A 14,050-nucleotide genomic window follows, 5' to 3' on the forward strand; every position below is an offset into this window, starting at 1 on the left:
GGCGACTGAACGGCGGATCGGGCAACGGAAGGCGGGGCGAAGGAGGGCGCGCGTGCGCGGCCGGCCGCTCTAGGGCGCGCGCAGGTCGAACTCGCGCAGCATCACGGGCTCGATGGCGCCCTGGTCCACGCGGCGGCGCGCCGCGGCCTCGATCTCGGGGACGTGGCTGCGGTAGGTGTCCATCGGGTCCTCGTCCGCGGTGCCGGGGCTGTAGCGGTAGTGCAGGGCATCCTTGCCGACACTGGCACCGATCCATTGCGACTGGACCTCGACCCAGAAGCGCACCGTTCCCGAGGCTTCGTGGAAAAAGGGAGGCTGTGACATGGGGAACTCCGAAAAGGTGGGGGGTGATCGCATGCCGCCGGGCGGTGGGTGCACCGGCGCGGGCATGGGGGGAGCGCGCAAGAAAAGCAAAAAAGGGCGGCGAAAGACTTGGCGCCGCTTGGCCTGCGAGGCTATGGCCGGATCGCCCGCCTGTCTGTGCGCTGGCACACACAGGCCGTGCGCGGGCCGCACCCTATACTGAACCGGGCGAATCGTTGCCGGTGGCTGTTCCATCGCTGATGCATCCGGCTTTCTGGAGAATGCGATGCCCCACCGTGAAGAACCCCGGCGCAACCGCCTGCTCGCCGCACTGGGCGACGCCGAATGGCAGCGCCTGCACCCCGACCTCGAATCCGTGAGCCTCGGCGTGGGCCAGGTGCTCGGCGAGCCGGGCGAGCGCGTGGGCCATGCGGTGTTTCCCACCACCGCCATCGTTTCGCTGCTGCATCGCCTGGAAGACGGCGGTTGCGCGGGGGTCGCCGTGGTCGGCTTCGAGGGCATGGTCGGCGCGTGCATCGTGCTGGGCGGCGAATCGATGCCCCACCGCGCCGTGGTGCAGTGCGCAGGCCGCGGCTGGCGCGTGCCGGCCCATGCGCTGCTGGACGTGCTGCAGCAGTCCGCCGCGTGGCAGCGGCAGTTGCTGCGCTACGCACAGGCGCTCCTGGCGCAGATCGCGCAGACGGCCGTGTGCAATCGCCACCACTCGCTGGACCAGCAACTGTGCCGCTGGCTGCTGACCAGCCTTGATCGCCTGGAGGGCCCGGACGTCGTGGTGACCCAGGAGCTCATCGCCCACATGCTGGGCGTTCGCCGCGAAGGGGTGACGGAAGCGGCGGGGAATCTACAGCAAGCCGGATTGATCCGCTACCGCCGTGGCCGCATCACCGTGCTGGACATCGATGGACTGCTGCGCCGAAGCTGCGAATGCCACCGGCTCGTGCAGCGCGAATACGAGCGGCTTTTGCCGTGAGCGCGTCGCTGTGCCAGGGCGGTTGCGGGAACGGGTGTACCATGGGTCGCGTAGACATGTGCAAGACCGTCACTCCCTAGGTCGCTCCCCAGTTGCCCGCCGGCGCCCTGCCGGTGGATGTTGTCGAATATCCCATCGATGATTTTCTTGGCGTCTCTGCGCCGCAGGCACGTTCGCGCCGCGGCAACTTGAAAAGGAATCGATATGACGACACAAACCGGCACCGTGAAATGGTTCAACGATGGCAAGGGCTTCGGCTTCATCGCTCCCGATGACGGCAGCAAGGACCTGTTTGCCCACTTCCGCGAAATCCAGGGTGGCAGCGGCTTCAAGACCCTGGCGGAAAGCCAGCGCGTGCAGTTCGAAGTGACGCAAGGCGAAAAGGGACCGCAGGCGTCCAACATCCGCGCCGTCGAATAAGGCGCCAGGCCCGGGCGGTGTCCGCCCCGGCCGCACCCTCTCCCGAAACGCGGCCCCGGCCGCGTTTTCTTTTTTTGGAAGGCGCATCCCCATGAAAAACCTGCAAGACGTCACCGAGCGCATCTGCGAACTCAAGGGCAGCCTCATCGCCATCGACGCGCTGCTGCCGGCCCTGCTCGATGCCCTGCCGTCCGGAGCGCAGGGCACGCTGGCGCGGTCGTTCGACGCGCACGTCGAAGCGGCCCGGACCGTGATGCTCCACGCCCCCATCTCCGACCATGTGCTGTCCACCTTCGAGCGCGACGCCGCCCGCATGCACGGCGTGATCGCCGCGCTGCCTGGCACGCCGGCGCCGCTGGCCGAGTCCGAGTCCGAGTCCGGACCCGTGGCGCAGTCCCAGGCCCCGGCCACCGAATCCGTGCTGCTCACCACCACGCGCATCAGCACGTTCGACGGGCCGCGCTCGCTGACGGGCGCGAGCGGCTTCTTCTTTCGGCGCGACGGGCGGCTTTTCCTAGTGACGAGCCGGCACGTGCTGGCCGACGCGCCCAGCGCCCATTTTCCGGACCGCATCGAAATCGACCTGCACCTGCATCCGCAGGACCTCACGCGCGTCGCCGTGTTCTCGCTGCCGCTGTACCGCGACGGACTGGGCTTGTGGCGCCAGGCGGTGGACAGCGGGGGCGAGGTGGACGTGGCCGCGATCGAGATCGACACCGCCCGCATGCCCGAGGGCTGCGTCTTCGAGGCGTTCGACGCCAGCCACCTGCAGGCCGCGGGCGATCCGCCCCAGGTCGGCGATGCGCTGGTCGTGATCGGGTTTCCGCTGGGGTTTCACGACACGGTGCACCGCCTGCCCGTGGTGCGCTCGGCCTCGGTGGCCTCGGCCTACGGCGTGCGGTTCCAGCAGCAGGGCTATTTCCTGACCGATGCCCGCACCCACCGCGGCAGCAGCGGCGCCCCGGTGCTGCGCCGGCGCGTGGACGCCGGGCCGGTGCCGCTGCCGTGGCAGCTGCTGGGCGTGCACTCGACCCGCATGGACATGAGCACCCGCGACTTGGTGCAGGACGAATCGCTGGGCCTGAACTGCGCCTGGTATGCCGACGTGCTGATGGCGCTCACCGGCCCGGGGCCGGCGGCCGCCCCGCCCGTTGCGGCCGACTGAGCCACGGCGCGCCGAACGGCGCATCGGCAGGACGCCCGGGGTGGCGGGCCCGCAACGCAGGGGCCACGGGATGGGCGCAGCAGGAGGCCACCGGGTGCGGCTGTTTTTCATTTTGCTATTAAATTAATAGCGACATGCCCTAGTGTTGATTGTGCTGGAGGCCAAAAACACCGAAACCGTTGCCGAGGGCAGCACCGTGACCTCCTGTCCGGCCGTGCTTGTGCTGCACCGCGTTGTCGCCTACCGTGTGCCTTCCCTGAGGGCGGCAGCCTTGGCGCCACGGATTCGATCCCCGAGTTCCGGCCGGTGCGCGCGCCAGCCCTGTGAAGAAAGTGCGCATATGAACGTCGTGTTCCTGGGCAAGGTGGCGGAACAGCCCCTGCCGTTCACCACCTCCGACCCCGAGGAAATCCAGCATTTCGAGCTGCTGCGCGCCGCCGGCCTGCTGACGGGCACCACCGCCGTGGAGGAGGAAGGCGGCCCGGTCTGCGCCCGGATCACGGGCTTCACCGAGGAAGGCCGCGCGCTGCAGGCGCTGGATGTGCAACTGCAGCGCATGCACCTGCGCGGCCTCCTGCGCCGCCTCTCCCTGGCCGCCTGACCGCGGGCGGCGGCCCGGGCCAGGGCAGGCCCACGGCATCGGGGCCAACGGCGCCCGGCGAAGGGGCGGAAGACATCCCGAGCGAACGGCGCTAAAATCTGTGTTTATATACAGTCTTTGGCTGGCCGCAGGCAGGCGTCGAACCGGCGCCGCCCCTGGCCCAGCCCGCAGCCGAGGCGCCGTCCATGTCCGAATTCCAGATCCCACTGCACGCCATCAAGGGCCGGGGCGCCGCGACGCGGATCCCGCACCGTTTCCTGCGCGATGCGCGCGACGCCTTCGACGATGGCTGGGCCGAACCCGGCGAAGGGCCGGACGCTGCTGAGCCCCAGGCCACGCGCGTGGTGCTGGAGACCGCGCGCAGCGCCATCTGCGCCAACGACTCGCCGGACATCTTCTTCGAGCACTCGGTCAACCCCTACCGCGGGTGCGAGCACGGCTGCATCTACTGCTATGCGCGGCCCACGCACAGCTACCTGAACCTGTCGCCGGGGCTGGACTTCGAGACGCAGATCATCGCCAAGCACAACATCGCCGAGGTGCTGCGCGGCGAGCTGGCCCGGCCCGGGCACGTGCCGCAGCTGCTCAACATCGGATCGGCCACCGACTGCTACCAGCCCGTGGAGCGCGAGCTGCGCCTGACGCGGGGGCTGATCGAAGTGCTGGGCGAGGCCCGCTATCCGTTTTCGGTCATCACCAAGTCGAGCGGGGTGGAGCGCGACCTCGACCTGCTCGCCCCCCTGGCGCGCGACCACCTGGCCGCCGCCTACGTGACCATCACCACGCTGGACGCCGCGCTCGCCCGCCGCCTGGAGCCGCGCGCCGCCGCGCCGCACCGGCGCCTGCGCACCATCCGCGCGCTGGCCGAGGCCGGCGTGCCCGTGGGCGTGAGCGTGGCGCCGCAGATCCCGTTCATCACCGAAGACATGGAACAGGTGCTGGAGGCCGCGCGTGACGCCGGCGCCACGACCGCCTTCTACACCGTGGTGCGCCTGCCCTGGGAGGTGGCGCCGCTCATGCGCGAGTGGCTGGCGCTGCACTACCCGCAGCGCGCGGCGCGCGTGATGGCCCGCATCCAGGACCTGCACGGCCTGAGCGCTGAGGCCCGCGCGGCGGGCAAGAGCTACCAGAGCGACTTCGCCACGCGCATGAAGGGCACGGGGCTGTGGGCCGACCTGGTGCGCCAGCGGTTCGCCACCGCGTGCCGGCGCCTGGGCCTGAACCGCCAGCGCGTGGAGCTGGACCTGTCGCAGTACCGGCCCGGGCTGGCGCGGGGGCAGGGCAGCCTGTTCTGACGCCGCGAAGGACGGCGCGGCCGGGGGGGCTGCAAACAATCTTTCGCAATGCGCCGGACAACGCAACTTGCTGCTGTCGCCGGCCCCCGCTTCAGTGCCACGCGGGGCGGCCACGGTTCTAAGCTCGGCCGTGAATGTTCTGTGGCCGCTGCCGTTTCCTGCGGTGGCCGGCTTTCCGCCATTTCCTGCTGTCTGGAGTGCGACCCATGGCCTTGCGTGATTTCAAAGTGCTGACCTTCGACGTGGTCGGCACCCTCATCGACTTCGAGGGCGGCATGCTCGCCTATCTGCGCCGGGCCGTACCCGGCAGCGCGGTGACCGACGAGGCGTTCCTCGCGGCCTACCGCGCCGCGCGCAAGAGCGGCGACACCTGGGCCTATCCCGACGACCTGGAGCGCTGCTGGCATGCGATCGCGCCGTCGCTTGGCCTGCCCGACAGCGAGGCGCTGGCGCGCGGCCTGCGCGACTCGGTGGCAGACTGGCCGGCGTTCCCCGACTCGGCGCAGGCGCTGCAGCGCCTGCGCGGGCATTTCAAGCTCGTGACCATGACGAACGCCCAGACCTGGGCGCTGGAGCACTTTCAGAAAGCGATGGGCTCGCCCTTCGACCTGCTGCTGAGCTGCGACGACGCCTTGTGCGAGAAGCCCGACGCGCGCTACTTCGCCTATGCCCGCGGCCGCTACGAGGGCGCCTGGGGCTACCGGCAGGCCGACAACCTGCACGTGGCGCAGAGCCAGTACCACGACATCGGCATCTCCAAGCGGCTGGGCATCACCACCTGCTGGATCGAACGGCGGCACGGCATGAAGGACTCGGGCGGCACCATCGAATCCGAGCACACCGTGCCGGACTACCACTTCCACACGCTGGCCCAGCTGGCCGACGCGGTGGAGGCGGGGCAATGAGCCTGGACGGCCACGAGCGCTTGCCGGCGCTGGAGGGCCTGGAGCGCATCGCCCGGCCGGTGGCCGACCTGCTGCCCGAGCTCGTCACGCTGCGGCGCGACCTGCATGCGCACCCCGAGCTGGCCTTTCAGGAGCGGCGCACGGCCGGCATCGTGGCGCAGTCGCTGCGGCTGCTCGGCCTGGAGGTGCACGAAGGCATCGGCGGCACGGGCGTGGTCGGCACGCTGCGCTGCGGCAGCGGGCCCCGCAGCGTGGGCCTGCGCGCCGACATGGATGCGCTGCCCATGGTGGAACTGGGCACGGCCGCCCATGCCAGCCGCCACCCGGGCGCACACCACGGCTGCGGGCACGACGGCCACACCAGCATGCTGATCGGCGCGGCGCGCCAGCTGGCGCGCACGCGCGGGTGGGGCGGCACCGTGCACTTCATCTTCCAGCCCGCCGAGGAAGGCCAGGGCGGCGCGCGCAAGATGATCGAGGACGGCCTGTTCGAGCGCTTTCCGTGCGACAGCGTCTACGCGCTGCACAACTGGCCCGACCTGCCGCTGGGCCACGCCCAGACCCGGCCCGGGCCCATCATGGCCGCGGCCGACCGCTTCGACATCGCCGTGCGCGGGCGCGGCGGCCATGCCGCGCAGCCGCACCACACACCCGATGCCATCCTGGCCGCGAGCCAGCTGGTGGCCCAGCTCAACACCATCGTGGCGCGCCGCATCGACCCCGGCGAGTCGGCCGTGCTGTCGGTCACGCGCATCGAGGGCGGACACAGCCACAACGTGCTGCCGGCCGAGGTGCAGATCACCGGCACGGTGCGCAGCTTCGACGCCGCATCGCAAGACCGCATCGAGGCCGCGCTGCGCGCCACCGCCGAGGGCATCGCCCTGGCCAGCGGCACGCAGGTGGAGGTGACCTACCTGCGCTACTACCCCGCGACGGTGAACACCCCGGCCGAGGCGGATCTGGCACTGCAGGCTGCACGCGCCATCGGCCTGCAGGCCGGCGTGGCACCGCGCGCGGCCTTCACCTCGGAAGACTTCGCCTTCATGCTGCAGCGCCGCCCGGGCGCCTACCTGTGGCTCGGCCAGGGCCGCGCCGAGCCCGGACCCGACGGGGAGCGCGCGCTGCACCACCCGTGCTACGACTTCAACGACGACGCGCTGCCGCTGGGCGTGCGCTGGTTCTGCGAGGTGGCGGCGCGCGCCCTGGCGCCGGCCTGATGCGGGCTTGAAGCCTGGCATCGCCCCGGCGCCGCACTTTGATTCCTTCCATCCACTTCATCGACCCAAGGGACCATCCCATGAGCATCACCGTGCTGCGCCAGTCCGCCACCCTCGGCGGCTTCGAACACCAGGGCACGCCCGCCCGTCCGCTGACCCTGCCGCCGTGCGAGTTCAGCGGCATCGACGTCGATCTGCAGGGCGCGGGCGAGAACCGCTCGGGCCTGTGGGAATGCACTCCCGGCCGCTTCGAGCGCCAGTTGGCCAATGCCGAGGTCATGCACATCCTGGCCGGGGCCTGCACCTTCACGCCCACGGGCGGCGAGCCGCAATCCATTCGAGCCGGAGACACGCTGTTCTTCCCGTCGAACACGACGGGCGAGTGGCATGTGACGCAAACGCTGCGCAAGGTGTTCGTGGTGCTGGCTGGTGAGCGGTGAAGCCTCCATGGTCTGTTTCCGGTGTGCATCCGGAATTGGGCTAAAGAGACGGGTCCTGGCTACGGGGCCAAAACGATCACGTCACCTATTGGGTGCACGCATGGGCACTGCTCGCATGATTGCGAAAAAGTAACGCAACCATTGCGCAAATTTTTCATGAATAAGCTGGAGATTTTTTCAAACTTTCCGCACAGCGGATATATGATCGCGGCCATTTCAATGTAACGGCCCGGTACGCGGGCCTGCCAAACATGACCCGCCGAGTCACGATCCAAACGCCCCTGGGAGAGCAACTGCAGTTCCGGCAGTTGCAGGGCAAGGAAGCCATCAGCCAGTTGTTCTGCCTCGACCTGGACCTGCTCTGCGACAGCAAAAGCATCGACCCGAAGGCACTCCTGGGCAAGAACGCCACGGTCGTGGTGGAAACGCAAGGCGGCGGCCGGCGCTACCTGGACGGCATCGTCACCCGCTTCGGCATGCAGGGCGAGGATCACCGCTCCTACTCGTACCGCCTGCGCCTGCAGCCCTGGCTGTGGCTGGCGACCCGCAAGACCGATTTCAAGATATTCCAGAACAAGACCGCGCCGGAGATCGTCGAAGAGGTCTTGGGCAAATACGGCTACCCCCTGCAAAAGAAGCTCACCCGCAGCTACCGCAGTTGGGACTACTGCGTGCAATACGGCGAGAGCGATTGCGACTTCGTGTCCCGGCTGCTGGAGCACGAAGGGGCGTACTACTACTTCGAGCATGCCGCGGGCCAGCACACGCTGATCCTGGCCGACGACATCGTCGCCTCGCACAGCCCGCTACCGGGGGCGGCGGTCATCCCGTTCTATCCCCCGGAGAAGGCGGCGGTCGCCGACAAGGAGAACATCCACGCCTGGGAACTGCACCAGGCGATCCACTCCGGGCGGCACTACAACGACGACTACGACTTCCAGAAACCGCGCGCGGACCTGTCCAACATGCGCCAGACCCCGCCGGGGCACGCGCACGACGCCCACGAAATCTACGAATGGCCGGGCGGGTACACCGAATTCGGCGATGGCGAAGCCTATGCCCGGGTGCGGCTGCAGGAAAGCCTCACCGGGCACAGCACCGTCCGGGGCCAGTCGCGCCACCGGGCGCTCGCCCCCGGCTACACCTTCACGCTGGAGAACTACCCGCGCGAGGACCAGAACCAGCAGTACCTGCTGACCGGCATCGAATACCACTTCAAGGAAAACCCCCAGGTCAGCGCCGCCGCACCCGGCCCCAAGGGCACGCCGCAGGAAGAAGGCTCGTTCCAGAAGTTCACCCTGCAAGCCCAGCCCACCAGCCTGCCGTACACGCCTGAGCGCACCACGCCGAAGCCTCGCACCACCGGCCCGCAGACGGCGGTGGTCGTCGGCCCACCCGGCGAGGAAATCTGGCCCGACCAGTATGGCCGCGTGAAGGTGCAGTTCCACTGGGACCGCATCGGCGCCATGAACGAGAACTCCAGTTGCTGGGTGCGGGTGTCCAGCAGTTGGGCGGGCTCCGGCTTCGGGGCCGTCTTCATTCCGCGGATCAACCAAGAAGTCATCGTGGATTTCCTGAATGGCGACCCGGACTACCCGATCATCACCGGCTGCGTCTACAACGCCGACAACATGCCGCCGTGGGCGCTGCCGGCCAACGCCACGCAGTCGGGCATCAAGACCAAATCGAGCAAGGGTGGTGCCTTCGGCGACGGATTGAAGAACGGCGCGGGCGATGCCAACGCCATCCGCTTCGAGGACAAGGCCGGGGCCGAGCAGCTGTGGCTGCATGCGCAAAAGGACCAGCTCACCGAAGTGGAGAACGACGAGGACAAGTGGGTGGGCCGCGACCGGCGCAAGACCGTGGACCGGGACGAGACGAATGTGATCCACCGCGACCGCACCGAGACGGTGGACCGCAACGAAAAGATCACCGTGCACGGCTGGCGCACCGAGGAAGTCGATGGGGACGAGACCATCACCATCCATTCCAATCGCACCGAGCGCGTGGATCACAACGAGAAAATCGACATCGGCGACAACCGCGATGAAACCGTGGGGATCAACGAAGACATCCGCATCGGAAGGAACCGAAGCAAGACGGTGGGGCGAAGCGAAACCGACTCCATTGCCAAGAACTGGACCACCACGGTGGGTATTCTGAAAACCGAAACCATCGGTGTCGGCTGCATCCAGACCACGGGCATCTTCAAGATGGCCAACGTCGGGGTGGCCTACAACCTCAATGTGGGTTTCACGATGATGACCAACGTGGGCATGAACCGCAGCGATGCCATTGGCATGGAGCACACCCACACGGCCGGCAAGAAATACGCGCTCACCGTGGGCGGTAGCGGTAGCGGTGGCAGCGCGCCCGGCGCCGCGCCCATGAACATCACCGCACCGTCCAGCGGTGGTGGAGGTGGCGCGAAAAAGAGTTCCAGCCTCGTCATGGACGAAAGCAGCATCACGCTGAAGGTGGGCAAATCGGTGCTGGAGATGAAGGATGACGGCACCGTCAACCTCAACGGAAAACTGATCCAGATCACTGCCGAGGGCGACAACGTGGTGATCAGCGGCGAAGACATCCATCTGAACTGAAGTCAATCAGCTCGGTATGGACGTCGAAAACCACAGCCCATTTCCGCACATGGTCATCGAGAAAGCGACCACCAAGGGTCGCTACTTCGATGTCGTCATCGTTGCAGGCAGCTTCAACCTCACGCATGGGCAGCCCATGCCGGCCATGGATGAGCAGATGCCCATCCAGTGCATCGACCGCTACGTCGACGCGCCCGAGAGCACGCCCTTCCTGGAGGAAACCCATCTTGTGGTGGGCAAGCAGCGCACCGACATCCACCTGATCGGCCATGCGCGGTCCCTGGACGGCAAGCCGCTGCCGCAATGGCCCGTTGGGGTGAGGGTGGGGCCGGTGTTGAAGACCGCGATGGTCACTGGCTTGCGTGCGTGGCACTGGACGCCGCTGCGTGGCTGGCACCTGACGAAGCCCGAACCGACGACCGCCGTGCCCCTGCACGCAGGCATGGCATATGGCGGCGCGGTTCGCCGGACTCGCTACCGCGGCCCGGCCACCGACGACATTCATAACGAGCAGGCCTTCGACACCTATCAGCCCAATCCGGTGGGCCGGGGCTATCTGGGCGATGCGGAACTGGACCGTGCCCAGTTCTACATGGCCCCGCAGATCGAGGAGGTGCAGAAGCCGCTGCGCGACATCCGAGAACGGCTTGCGCCCGTCTGCTTCGGTCCCCTGCCGCGCTGGAGCCCGCAGCGTGCCCGCTATGCCGGAACCTACGACGACGCATGGCGCGCGGAGTACTTGCCGTTTCTGCCGCCGGACTTCGATTTCGCGTTCTATCAGTCCGCGCAGCCCGACCTGATCGCCCCCGGCTGGCTGAAAGGCGATGAACCGATCACCCTGGTCGGCTGCGACCCAACGGGCCGCATCGACACCCGGTTGCCGGGCATCGATCTCCTGGCGCTGCTCACGGACCAGGGCGGGCTGACCCAAGCCGTGCCGCTGCGGCTGGACACGGTGACCATCGACCTGGACGCGCAGTGTGTGCAGTTGGTCTGGCGGCGTGCAGTGCCCAAGGAATGGGGCCTGCGCAGGGCTTTGCTGGCGGCCATCCCCGCAGGGCCGGCGCAACGCGGCGCAGAGCAGCGGATTCACATCCATCGCGGCCATTCCCCTGCCGAGGTGGCGAATGGCTAGGAAACATATCGCCTGCGCGGAGGCCGTGTGGCGGGCCATCTGCACCGCGCCCGACGTGTGCAAGGTGGGCAACACGCCGGTGCCGTTCGACAGCTTTCGCGATCTGTCGAACCAGTTGCGGACTTCGCCGAATGTCTATGCGCGCGGAAAGCCCGTGTATCGGCTCACGGACTGGGTCCGCGGGACCGAGGCGAATGCCGGCCAGGGCGTGGTGTCGCAGACCTCCCAGCAGCCTGGGCATGTCCGGCTGATCGGCGACAACACGAGCGTGAAGGTGAACGGCCTGGTCTGCGCGCGGCACGACACCGTGGTGCAGATGAACGTGGGACCGGGTGGCCCGAACACGGTGGGCAAGCTCGTCACGGAGCAAGGCGAACCGGCCGGGACCGTCAAGAACGGCAAGCTGCCCTGCAACGACACGCCCAAGACCTCCGACAGGCTCAGGAAGCTGCAGCAGTACAAAGAGGAACTGAGCTTCATGAATCCGGACCAGCTGGACGAGTTCGTCCGGTTCGGAGACCTGAACAAGATGGCGGACGGCGGCATTGCCTCGATCAACGTCAAGAACGAAGGCGGCTGGTCCAAGGCGGGCAACTACGGCACCCAGGCCCTGCGCGGCGTGCTGGGCTTCGTGAAGGACATCGGCCTGGGACTGGGCGAGTTGGCCTATACCGTGGGCAAGAAGGTCAACCTGGCGGGCGCGATTCACAGCAACCTGGACGCGGCGATCCTGGGGGAGAACATCGCGCTGGGCAATGTCTGCCTGGCGTCGGTCAAGGAAGGCGCGGCGGCTGCCGTGAACGAAGTCATCAAGCCGGTGACCGACCCGTGGGAGAAGGGCGACTACGTCGAGTCCGTGACCCGTGCGGGCCTGGAGATCGGAGGCATCGTCTTTGCGATTGGCGACGTTGCAAAGGCCGCCCAAGGCGCCAAGGCGGCGGAAGCAGCGAACGCCGGCGCGAGAGCTTCGGAGGCAGCCAAGGTTGCAGAGGCCGCGAAAGCCGCTGAAGCTGCAAAGGCTGCCGAGGGAGCCAAGGCCGCGGAGGCCGCCGACGCAGCGAAAGCAGGAGACGCGGCCAAGGGCAACGGTGTCAAGATCAAGCAACTCACCAGTAACGAGAAGGCTGCGATCGGCGAAAAGACGGGGCACGAAGCGTTAGTGGACAAGAAGTTGGAGCCCGTTGGGAAAACGGATGGCGTCTACGAACCCGGAAAGAACGGCATTGACGGGGTGTACAAGAATCCCAATCCGCCGCCGGACTACGTGGTCGCTGAATACAAGTACGGCTCTGCAAAGCTGGATAAGGGACTTGCTGATGGGACGAACCAGATGGACGACGAGTGGGTAAAGAAGCGTCTACTCGACAAAGTCGGTAAGGAGCAGGCCGATGCCATCAAGGAAGCGATGGATGCGGGCAAGGTTGAGAAATGGTTGGTGCGGGTGAAAGAAAATGGAACAACCACTGCCACCAAGATTGGGAAAAATGGCAATGTACTAAGGGGAAAAGCCGGGAAAGTTCCCGGATTCCCATGACGAGGACTACTACATGCGTGACACACAGAAGACTACCGATTACTTTGCCGACAACATCAGCTTTGCGACGAAAGCGATGTTGAAGCGTTTCCAGGACACGGAGCAGTTTCCGAGGATCGAGGGGCGCCCGGGGAGGGCGCACGACCTAGTGCTCTATGCCTTGCAGATCGTCATTCTTCGCTACAGCGCGGGGGACGAGAACCAAGCCATCAAGGCGAGCGTCTTGCAATGGGTTGAAGCTAGTGAACTGCAGCAGCGCGTACTTGCATCACTTCCACCAAAGCACGAGGACAAGGTCATGTATGAGAGAGTGACTTTGGACACGGTGTACGACGCGCTGACCATGATGGCCTTCGCCAAAGCCCTGCATTTCAAGCCCGAAGAAATGAAGCGCCTCATCAACGCCATCGGGCATCCGGGCGAGGACGCACTGATCGACGAAGCAGCGCGAGCCTTGGGCGATGCGCAGCGCCCCGTCGCCGAAGCCTGCAAATTCCCCAAGGTCTATGACCCCCTGCTGGAGGTCTGGCGCTGCGATCCATCGGAGCGGCCGGCCAAGCTGCTCGCCTTCTCCAAGGTATGGAAGAAGAAGATCAAGCCGATCTACTGGTCCGACAGCTTGAACGGTGCGGATGGTGCATATTTTGGCTACTGGTGCTTTGATGTTGCGCTCGCCGCCATCGTGCTGGGAATCGATGACGAGAAGCTGCGCGACAACCCCTACTACCCCAAGGACCTGGTGGATGCGGCCAGGGCGAAGTGAGCGTGGCGGCAGCGCTGGTAGCGCTGGATATACGTAAGAAGAAAGGGCATCGATGCCGTCCCGATTCCACCCCCTGCCCGATTTGTTGCTGCGCAGCATCGGGCGATACAACCGCCAGCACCTGTTGAACCGGGTGCTGCGGTCGCTCGATCCGCCGGTCCTGGACCTGCGCCAGGGCCATGGCATCGACCCGTATCCCGTGGGTGTGGAGAGCCAGGGACTCGACTTGATGCTGCAGTGCATGGACCCGTCACTGCCCGAGAAAGAGCAGCTCTGGGGCGTGCATGCGCTGACCTTCCACACGCCGCTGTCGCGGCCGGCGAAACCCTGGCAAGGGGACTGGCCGCGGGGGCTGGATACCGCCGTCGCCACGGCTGGTGACGTGGTGGCCTTGCTGGCCGATAAAGACGACGAAGCCGTGCTGGCCTTGCCGGGCATGGCGTGCTTTCGGGTGCCGGGTTTCGATGGACAGACCTGGGCAGTGCAATGCGTGTTCGACGGGCCGGGCAAGACGCTGAAGACCCTGAGCCTGGTCCGGGTGGGGGAATGGGTCGGGGCGTCCTTGTTGCCAAAATCGGCTTCCAGCGCATGATTCACTAGGGCGTGTTGCTATCTATTTTATAGCGTTTTGCGGCAGTTCCCCGTTACGGGGGGCTGACGCTTACCCTGGCATGAAGGTGA

The 14,050-nt window shown here is 66.8% G+C and carries 14 protein-coding genes; 13 read left to right on the plus strand and 1 reads right to left on the minus strand.

All coding sequences use genetic code 11. The annotated features are described in order from the left end of the window. Positions 1–69: 69 nt before the first annotated feature. On the minus strand, positions 70–324 hold the full coding sequence (locus tag AVKW3434_RS21485) for a DUF1488 family protein (RefSeq protein ID WP_284407445.1): 255 nt from the start codon (positions 322–324) through the stop codon (positions 70–72). A 265-nt stretch (positions 325–589) separates the two neighbouring features. On the opposite strand from AVKW3434_RS21485, the gene AVKW3434_RS21490 reads away from it, so the two are divergent. The 13 genes from AVKW3434_RS21490 (at position 590) to AVKW3434_RS21550 (ending at position 13,961) form a co-directional block, all read left to right on the plus strand. Beyond that, on the plus strand, positions 590–1,294 hold the full coding sequence (locus tag AVKW3434_RS21490; RefSeq protein WP_284407446.1) for a Crp/Fnr family transcriptional regulator: 705 nt from the start codon (positions 590–592) through the stop codon (positions 1,292–1,294). Between the two features lie 204 nt (positions 1,295–1,498). Beyond that, positions 1,499–1,714, plus strand: a complete 216-nt coding sequence (cspE, locus tag AVKW3434_RS21495) for a transcription antiterminator/RNA stability regulator CspE (protein WP_272552015.1) — start codon at positions 1,499–1,501, stop codon at positions 1,712–1,714. A 91-nt stretch (positions 1,715–1,805) separates the two neighbouring features. Further along, entirely contained in the window at positions 1,806–2,879 is a 1,074-nt protein-coding gene (locus AVKW3434_RS21500; protein WP_284407447.1) for a S1 family peptidase, read from the plus strand. A gap of 340 nt (positions 2,880–3,219) precedes the next feature. Beyond that, positions 3,220–3,480, plus strand: coding sequence for a hypothetical protein (locus tag AVKW3434_RS21505; protein WP_272568362.1), 261 nt, complete (start codon positions 3,220–3,222; stop codon positions 3,478–3,480). 185 nt (positions 3,481–3,665) lie between these two features. After that, on the plus strand, positions 3,666–4,775 hold the full coding sequence (locus AVKW3434_RS21510) for a PA0069 family radical SAM protein (RefSeq protein WP_284407448.1): 1,110 nt from the start codon (positions 3,666–3,668) through the stop codon (positions 4,773–4,775). 206 nt (positions 4,776–4,981) lie between these two features. Continuing rightward, positions 4,982–5,680, plus strand: a complete 699-nt coding sequence (locus AVKW3434_RS21515; protein WP_284407449.1) for an HAD-IA family hydrolase — start codon at positions 4,982–4,984, stop codon at positions 5,678–5,680. Then, positions 5,677–6,897 (plus strand): M20 aminoacylase family protein, encoded by a 1,221-nt coding sequence (locus AVKW3434_RS21520; protein WP_284407450.1) that lies wholly within the window; start codon positions 5,677–5,679, stop codon positions 6,895–6,897. Before AVKW3434_RS21515 ends, AVKW3434_RS21520 begins: the two co-directional genes overlap by 4 nt. Before the next feature lie 80 nt (positions 6,898–6,977). Beyond that, the gene (locus AVKW3434_RS21525) at positions 6,978–7,337 is read left to right on the plus strand and encodes a cupin domain-containing protein (protein WP_284407451.1); all 360 of its coding nucleotides are present in this window, start codon (positions 6,978–6,980) and stop codon (positions 7,335–7,337) included. Between the two features lie 251 nt (positions 7,338–7,588). Then, positions 7,589–9,937 carry a type VI secretion system Vgr family protein gene (locus tag AVKW3434_RS21530; RefSeq protein ID WP_284407452.1) on the plus strand — a complete coding sequence of 783 codons (2,349 nt, stop codon included), beginning with the start codon at positions 7,589–7,591 and terminating at the stop codon, positions 9,935–9,937. A 16-nt stretch (positions 9,938–9,953) separates the two neighbouring features. Beyond that, positions 9,954–11,072, plus strand: coding sequence for a DUF2169 family type VI secretion system accessory protein (locus AVKW3434_RS21535; protein WP_284407453.1), 1,119 nt, complete (start codon positions 9,954–9,956; stop codon positions 11,070–11,072). Next, positions 11,065–12,606, plus strand: coding sequence for a PAAR-like domain-containing protein (locus tag AVKW3434_RS21540; RefSeq protein ID WP_284407454.1), 1,542 nt, complete (start codon positions 11,065–11,067; stop codon positions 12,604–12,606). The genes AVKW3434_RS21535 and AVKW3434_RS21540 overlap by 8 nt, the downstream gene beginning before the upstream one ends. A gap of 13 nt (positions 12,607–12,619) precedes the next feature. After that, the gene (locus AVKW3434_RS21545; protein ID WP_284407455.1) at positions 12,620–13,369 is read left to right on the plus strand and encodes a PoNe immunity protein domain-containing protein; all 750 of its coding nucleotides are present in this window, start codon (positions 12,620–12,622) and stop codon (positions 13,367–13,369) included. Between the two features lie 52 nt (positions 13,370–13,421). Then, positions 13,422–13,961, plus strand: coding sequence for a hypothetical protein (locus AVKW3434_RS21550; RefSeq protein ID WP_284407456.1), 540 nt, complete (start codon positions 13,422–13,424; stop codon positions 13,959–13,961). Positions 13,962–14,050: the final 89 nt, after the last annotated feature.

The organism is Acidovorax sp. SUPP3434, from assembly GCF_030159015.1.
Classification (GTDB): domain Bacteria; phylum Pseudomonadota; class Gammaproteobacteria; order Burkholderiales; family Burkholderiaceae_C; genus Paracidovorax.